Source organism: Sulfuricaulis sp. (genome assembly GCF_024653915.1).
Lineage (GTDB): Bacteria > Pseudomonadota > Gammaproteobacteria > Acidiferrobacterales > Sulfurifustaceae > Sulfuricaulis.
This window is the reverse complement of sequence record NZ_JANLGY010000018.1, coordinates 1-6,583: the sequence shown is the minus strand read 5'-3', so window position 1 is coordinate 6,583 and position 6,583 is coordinate 1. Positions and strand designations below refer to the sequence as shown.

Annotated in this window: 5 protein-coding genes; all 5 read left to right on the top strand. The window is 58.1% G+C overall.

Features of this window, described 5'->3' with window-relative positions; genetic code table 11:
- The first annotated feature begins 759 nt into the window (after positions 1-759).
- The 5 genes from NUV55_RS09730 (at position 760) to NUV55_RS09710 (ending at position 6,450) form a co-directional block, all read left to right on the top strand.
- Complete coding sequence (locus tag NUV55_RS09730) at positions 760-1,239, top strand: spore coat protein U domain-containing protein (protein ID WP_296672469.1); 480 nt, start codon at positions 760-762, stop codon at positions 1,237-1,239.
- A 92-nt stretch (positions 1,240-1,331) separates the two neighbouring features.
- Positions 1,332-2,111, top strand: a complete 780-nt coding sequence (locus NUV55_RS09725) for a molecular chaperone (RefSeq protein WP_296672468.1) — start codon at positions 1,332-1,334, stop codon at positions 2,109-2,111.
- 113 nt (positions 2,112-2,224) lie between these two features.
- Complete coding sequence (locus NUV55_RS09720) at positions 2,225-4,504, top strand: fimbria/pilus outer membrane usher protein (RefSeq protein WP_296672466.1); 2,280 nt, start codon at positions 2,225-2,227, stop codon at positions 4,502-4,504.
- Entirely contained in the window at positions 4,482-4,970 is a 489-nt protein-coding gene (locus NUV55_RS09715; protein WP_296672464.1) for a spore coat U domain-containing protein, read from the top strand. Before NUV55_RS09720 ends, NUV55_RS09715 begins: the two co-directional genes overlap by 23 nt.
- A gap of 730 nt (positions 4,971-5,700) precedes the next feature.
- Positions 5,701-6,450, top strand: a complete 750-nt coding sequence (locus NUV55_RS09710; RefSeq protein ID WP_296672462.1) for a Crp/Fnr family transcriptional regulator — start codon at positions 5,701-5,703, stop codon at positions 6,448-6,450.
- Positions 6,451-6,583: the final 133 nt, after the last annotated feature.

Below are 6,583 nucleotides of genomic sequence, written 5' to 3'. Positions count from 1 at the left end.
CAATGCAATATTCTCAATTCTTCTTAAGGCCTGGTTTTTGATAGGCAAATAGCCTGTTTAAGCTATTTTGAAGCCTAAATAAATCGGATTTTATCTGTCGGATCAGAGCGTTACGCTGGTCCGACCCGTAAAACCGCCCGGATTTTATCTGTCGGATCAGAGCGTTACGCTGGTCCGACCCGTAAAACCGCCCGTAAAACCGAAATATTTGACAATGTCCAGCTTGATAGGTTATTGTACTGGGTTGCAGAAAGGGAGGGCAAATTTACCCTGTTACCCTGCTATTCCCCTACATAATGGGTCATAATGAGAATTGCTGACTAAATCCAGTAGTCGCATAGGCTGGACGGGTAGAACAAATTAGCCCTGCAAAAGCAGGCCTATTTATTGACATCCGGGCTTTCCTGTTGCAGGCTCAGACATGCGCGCTAAGTGCGCGTTTCAAAAGCAAGTGTTGTTTCCAGGATGACACTTCACCAGTCTTTATGGAACGGACTCCAACAACTTGAAGCTTATGGGAACTCGCAGATCCCATTGTCAGCCCGTTAATAATGGGCATTCTGCTCCACTGAGAATACTGTTAGGGGGAGATAATGCAAGTAAACAATCCGACCGGATCTGTACCTGCGGATTTCACGTTGCTTTTAAAACAGGAATACATCGCATTTACTGAGTGCGCGGCACGCCTAAATGCTGTAATCCGTAATCATCTGCGAGTTTTGTAAACGGCTTTAATCACATATATGAAGGAGAATTACCATGAAATCAATAATGAAAAACAAGCTCTCGATGGCGATGGTTGCACTGTGTGCGACCGGTATCATCGGTAGCACAGGTGCGCTGGCCGACACCGCGTCAGTTGCGGTTTCCGCGAAGGTCATCGGCCATTGCGCGTTTAACGTCAGCAACGGCGTGGTTGCGTTTGGCGACCTCAACCCGGGGACCCCCGGTGATGTCACGGGCACCGTGACCCAACCCACGTTCTGGTGCACCAAGAACGCGACATGGGGCATCACTGACAACGACGGAGTGAACGCCAGCGAGGGCGCCCAGCGCATGAAGCACGCCTCGTTGGCCGAGTACATCCCCTACTCGTTCAGCTACACGATAGGCGGCTCGGGTACCGGCAAGAACACGCCGATTACCATGGACATCGCGTCGACAGTGCTCAATGCCGACTTTCTCGATGCGTCCGAGGGCAACTATGCCGATACCGTGACGCTGACCATCACCCCGTAAGTTCCGCGGGCTGGCGACAGCACAGCGTGACATAAACCGGCTCGCCTGTTACAAACGCGAGCCGGTTTCTTGCTGGCCTTGAGGATGCCCACATGAACAGAATTGCGGTGCCGCCGGATTCCGCTTTGCCCGGCAAGACCGCCTTGCAACGTTTGGCACGCATCTTTTGTTGCGGTCTCGCCCTGCTGGCGCTGCCCGTGGCAGCGGGCAATTTCGGCGTGTCCCCGATCCGGGTCGAACTCGACCGCAACGCCAAGACCGGGGCGATCACGGTCTCGAACGACGACAGCGAGGCTCTGCGCGTACAGCTCCGCCTGTTCGAGTGGACGCAGGATGCGACGGGCAAGGACGAATACCACGAGAGCGAAGACCTCATCTACTTCCCGAAACTGATGATCCTCGACAAGAGCGAGCAGAAGCTGGTGCGCGTCGGCTTGCGCATCCCGGCCACCGCGCAGGAAAAGACTTACCGCCTGTTCGTCGAAGAACTGCCCGGGCCGCCGGGAGAGGCGTCGGGAGCGCGCGTGGCGATCAGGGTGCGCTTCGGGGTGCCCATCTTCCTCAAGCCGATGAAGGTGGAAGCGCGCGGTGAAATCGAAAAAATCGAAATGGCGCAGGGCGTGCTGCGCGTGACCGTGCGTAACACGGGCAATGCGCACTTCGTCATCAACACCATCACGGCCGCGTCCGGTGACGCCTACTCCAAGGAGGTGCCGGGCTGGTATTTGCTGGCGGGCGCCGTGCGCGAGCACGCCATCCCCGTGCTGCAGGAGACATGTGGGGAACTCAAGCGTATCGATGTCACGGCAAAAACGGATGAGTTCGAGCTCAAGGGCGCATTGGACGTTACCGCCGCCATGTGCGCTCTTTAGCGGGCGAGCCGCGGGGCGCGGGGGGGGGGGGCTGGCGCAAAACAGTTGCCGCGCTGGCTTGCGGCCTGCTGCTCGCGCTCGCTGCGGGTGCGGCGCATTGCCGGGAATCGGTTTTGGCTACGGAGCCCTTCATCGTCGAGATCACCCTGAACGGGGTAACGAAGGGTGCGTTTGTCGTTGTTGCCACAGGAGACGGAGACTATTGGGTGCGCGAGGAGGATCTCAAGACCATGGAGGTGCAGCCGCCCTACGGAAAAACACTCGCGGTGGACGGCGAGAGTTTCTTCTCGCTGCATGCGCTGCGGGCGACGGAAATCCGCTTCGACGAGGGCCAGCTCACGCTGGCCGTGGCGTTGCCAGCGGAACTGCTGTCGAAAAATGTGCTCGACCTGCTTCCGGACCACCCGCAGCGGGTCGTCCAGCCCCGCGACAACAGCGCCTTCTTCAACTACCGCGCACTCCAGTCCGGCGACAATGTCGGCGGCGCCGCAACGCTGATGCTGGGGACGGAACTCGGCGTCCGCATCGGCGATTTCCTGTTCCGTTCCGAATCCACCCATAGCCACAGCGGCAACCAGCGCCAGGATGTGCGCTACGGCACCAGCCTCACCCGCGACAACCGGGAAACGATGCAACGCCTGATCATGGGAGATTTCGCGGCCTCCTCGGGCGATCTCGGCGGCGGGCTGAATCTGGGCGGCGTGAGTTTTTCCAAATCCTTCCAGATCGATCCGTATTTCATCAGACAACCGATGGCGGGCTTCACCGCCGCGGTCACCGCGCCGGCCGAGGCGGAAATTTTCATCGACGACGTGCGCATTCGCACCGAGAAGCTGCCGCCGGGCCAGTTCGAACTGAAGAACCTCAACTACTACGGCGGGCAGCGCGAGGTGGCGATGGTGCTGCGCGACCGTTTCGGGCGCGAGCAGCGCCTGGAGTACCCGTATTACTTCACCGACCAGAGCCTCCGGGCGGGGCTGCACGAATACAGCTACAACGCCGGTTTGCAGCGCCAGCAACTGGGCGTGCTCAGCAACCAGTACGGCGGCTGGGCGCTCTCCGCCTTCCACCGCTACGGCGTGAACGACGCACTGACTCTGGGCGCGCGCGGTGAGGCCGAGCAGGGGCGCTTCAATTTCGGGCCGCTCGGGGTGTTGCGCTCCGACCGCTGGGGCGTCGCCTCGGCTGCGCTTTCGTTCGGCAGCAACCCGGGCGGATCTGGCTGGGCCGGCGTGGCCCGCTACGCCTTTCAGGCGCGCAGCCTCAATACCCAGTTCGCGCTGCGGCACCATTCACGGGAATACGAAACCCTCGGCCAGCCGGCCACCGCCGACCGCCTCCAGTCGGAAATCAGTGCCAGCGCCGGCTATGAGGTCGCCGCTATCGGCAACTTCAGCATCGACTATCGCAACCTCAAGCAGTACCAGGGCGCCGACCAGCGTTCCGTCTCCGTCGGCTACTCGAAAACGCTGTCCCGCTCCGTGAACTTGCTGGCCTCGGTCGGCCGGGTTACGGGCACATCACCCTCGACCAATTTTTTCGTGGCGCTCACCTACAGCCCCGACCGCGATTTCACGGCGCATTTTTCGCATGAGCGGCGGGGAGGAACCACCAGCGATTCCTTCCAGATCGGCAACACCACCCCCACCGGCGAAGGGCTGGGCTACCACATCACCGGCGATCGCACAGCAGCCGGGGCGGGAGAAATCCAAAGCCTCGCCCCCTCGCTTCAGTACAATGGCCCCCACGGCATCTATTCGGCCGACATACGCACGGAGCGCATGGCCGGGGGAGGCTCGCGGCAAGCCTACCGACTGGGGATAGGCGGAGGCATCGCCTACGTGGCGGGCACGGTCGCCTTCTTGCGCCCGGTGACCGACAGCTTCGGTATCGTCGAGGTGGGCAAGCTGCCGGGGGTCCGGGTCTACCACAGCGCGCAGGAGATCGGCCGCACCGATGCGCAAGGCCGGATATTCCTGTCCAATCTCGGCTCGTACCAAGCCAACCGCGTGGCGATCGACGATCGGGACATCCCCATCGAATACCTGATCGGGGAGAAAGAAATAAACGTCTCGCCGCCGCTGCGCAGTGGTTCCCTGATTCGCTTCGAGGTGAGCCGGATGCAGGTGCTGACCGGTTATCTGCGCGTGAGGGTGGGCGCGGAATCGCGGCCGGCCGAGTACCTCGACCTGAGCGTGACGGTGAACGGCAAGGCCGAAATCTTTCCGACCGGCAAAGGCGGCGAGCTCTATCTGGAAAACCTGAAACCGGGATCCTACCGCGCCCGCTTCGACTATGATGGGAGGCATTGCGAATTCGATCTGTCGGTGCCGGATTCGCAGGAAATGCTGATCGAACTGGGAGAATTGCATGTTTGCGAGTTTGCGAAATAAAGCGGTCGCGCTGCTGGCGCTGTGTCTGGTTCCCGGCGCGGGCATTTGCGCCACCACCTGCTCCCTGGCGGTCGGGAACGTGGCATTCGGCGGCTATGACGTGTTCAGCCCCGTCAGCCTCGACACGAGCGGCACCCTGGTGGTTACGTGCAGCCGCTCCGGCGGTCCGCAGAAGTCCACGGTTTCCATTGCGATAGGGCCGAGCGCAACCAGCGGCTCGGTCGTGAACCGCAGGATGCAGACGCTTAACGGCGCCGATTTCCTCGGCTATAACCTGTTCCGGGACGCGGCGCGAACTTCAGTGTGGGGAAACACCGCCGGTATTGACACCTTCGTCCAGACGATCGCCGTTCCGAACAAGGGGTCGGCTGAAATATCCACGACGATTTTTGGCAGAATTCCCGCAGGCCAGGATGTTGGGATGGGGGTCTACTCGGACACCGTGACGATCACCGTCACGCCCTGATCCTACTGTCACAAAGCGCTGAGCGCATTACGGTGTTAAAACCTGGTTCGGAATGCTCATTTGCCAGCGTGTAAACTGCGCTTCCTCGCCCGACTTTGCCTTGCATTGCATCCCTTGATCGCTATCTGGGGTCGGACCAAGGACTATCTGGGTACCAACTATCTGGGGTCGGACCAACGTAACCTGCTGCTGCTATCTGCAACTATCTGGGGTCGGACCAACGTAACCTGTTGATATAAAAAAGATAATATCCGCCCTGAAACGTTAAATATTGCTTAAAGGCACTATTCAGACCTAAAAACCCTATCTCTAATCACCTCTCCGCCTCCAATGCACTATTCTCAATTCTTCTTAAGGCCTGGTTTTTGATAGGCAAATAGCCTGTTTAAGCTATTTTGAAGCCTAAATAAATCGGGTTTTATATGTCAGATCAGAGCGTTACGCTGGTCCGACCCGTAAAACCATGTCAGATCAGAGCGTTACGCTGGTCCGACCCGTAAAACCACCGTAAAACCCAACTGAATTCCTTTTGTGCCCCAGCGCACCGACCCGCGGCCCCCAACTGCAGTACCCTCATTCTGACCGTTAGCCATCGGTGCTGCGGGCCTGGTTCACGGTCAATGCAAGGAATACCTGCATCAAGTTGCTGTTGTCACTTTCACCCGTCACACCCTCAGTAGTTGAGAATTTCACCGGCAACACTGAATAAACCTGCAACAGGAGAAAGCAAGTGTCGTCTACCCAAAAACCACCCGTGGTAAATCACCTGATTGCATCCTTACCGCCAGTGGATCGCGCACGGTTTCTGCAACACTGTGAGCCCGTTGATCTGGTTTTTGACACCGTGCTGTGCAAACCTGGCGAAGTTTACCCCTTTGTATATTTCCCACTAACGGGTTTCGTCTCGCTGATGACGATAGTCAGCAAACATCCAGCCCTGGAAGTGGGCATGATTGGCAGCGAGGGTATGTTGGGCGGAACATTGGCGCTGGGTGTGGATACCGCACTTTTGCTTGGCATAGTGCAAGGTGCTGGCACCGCTTTGCGTATGACCTTACCTCATCTGAAAAACGAGTTGGTTATTAACTCAGCTCTGGTCCGGGTACTCAACCGTTATGTTTTTGTATTGATGAAACAACAATCACAGTCTTCTGCTTGCAACAGTTTCCATGAAGTCGATGCACGACTGGCGCGTTGGTTGCTGATGTCACATGACCGATCGCACGCCGATTATTTTCATTTTACTCACCAGTATCTGGGCGATATGCTGGGCGTACAACGAAGCGCCATCACCATTGCTGCCGGTGTGTTACGTGACAAAAAGCTGATCCGCTATGCGCGTGGTAAAATCCATATCACCGACCGACTCGGACTCGAAGCGGTTTCCTGCGAATGCTATGCCGCGACCGCCGAAGATTATTTTAAAAAACTGGCACACCCATACGAGCGTATGGTCGCCGTTGATTCTGCCGGAGCCTAAGCTTCCAATGTCTGCACCACCCCCCCTCTCAGCCTGGCTAGCCTCGATTTCCACAGCAGGAAGTTGAGCTAACATTCGAGGGGCTATCGCGGCCGATTTTTCCACTCACGCGAACTCGATCACCAGTTCCTTA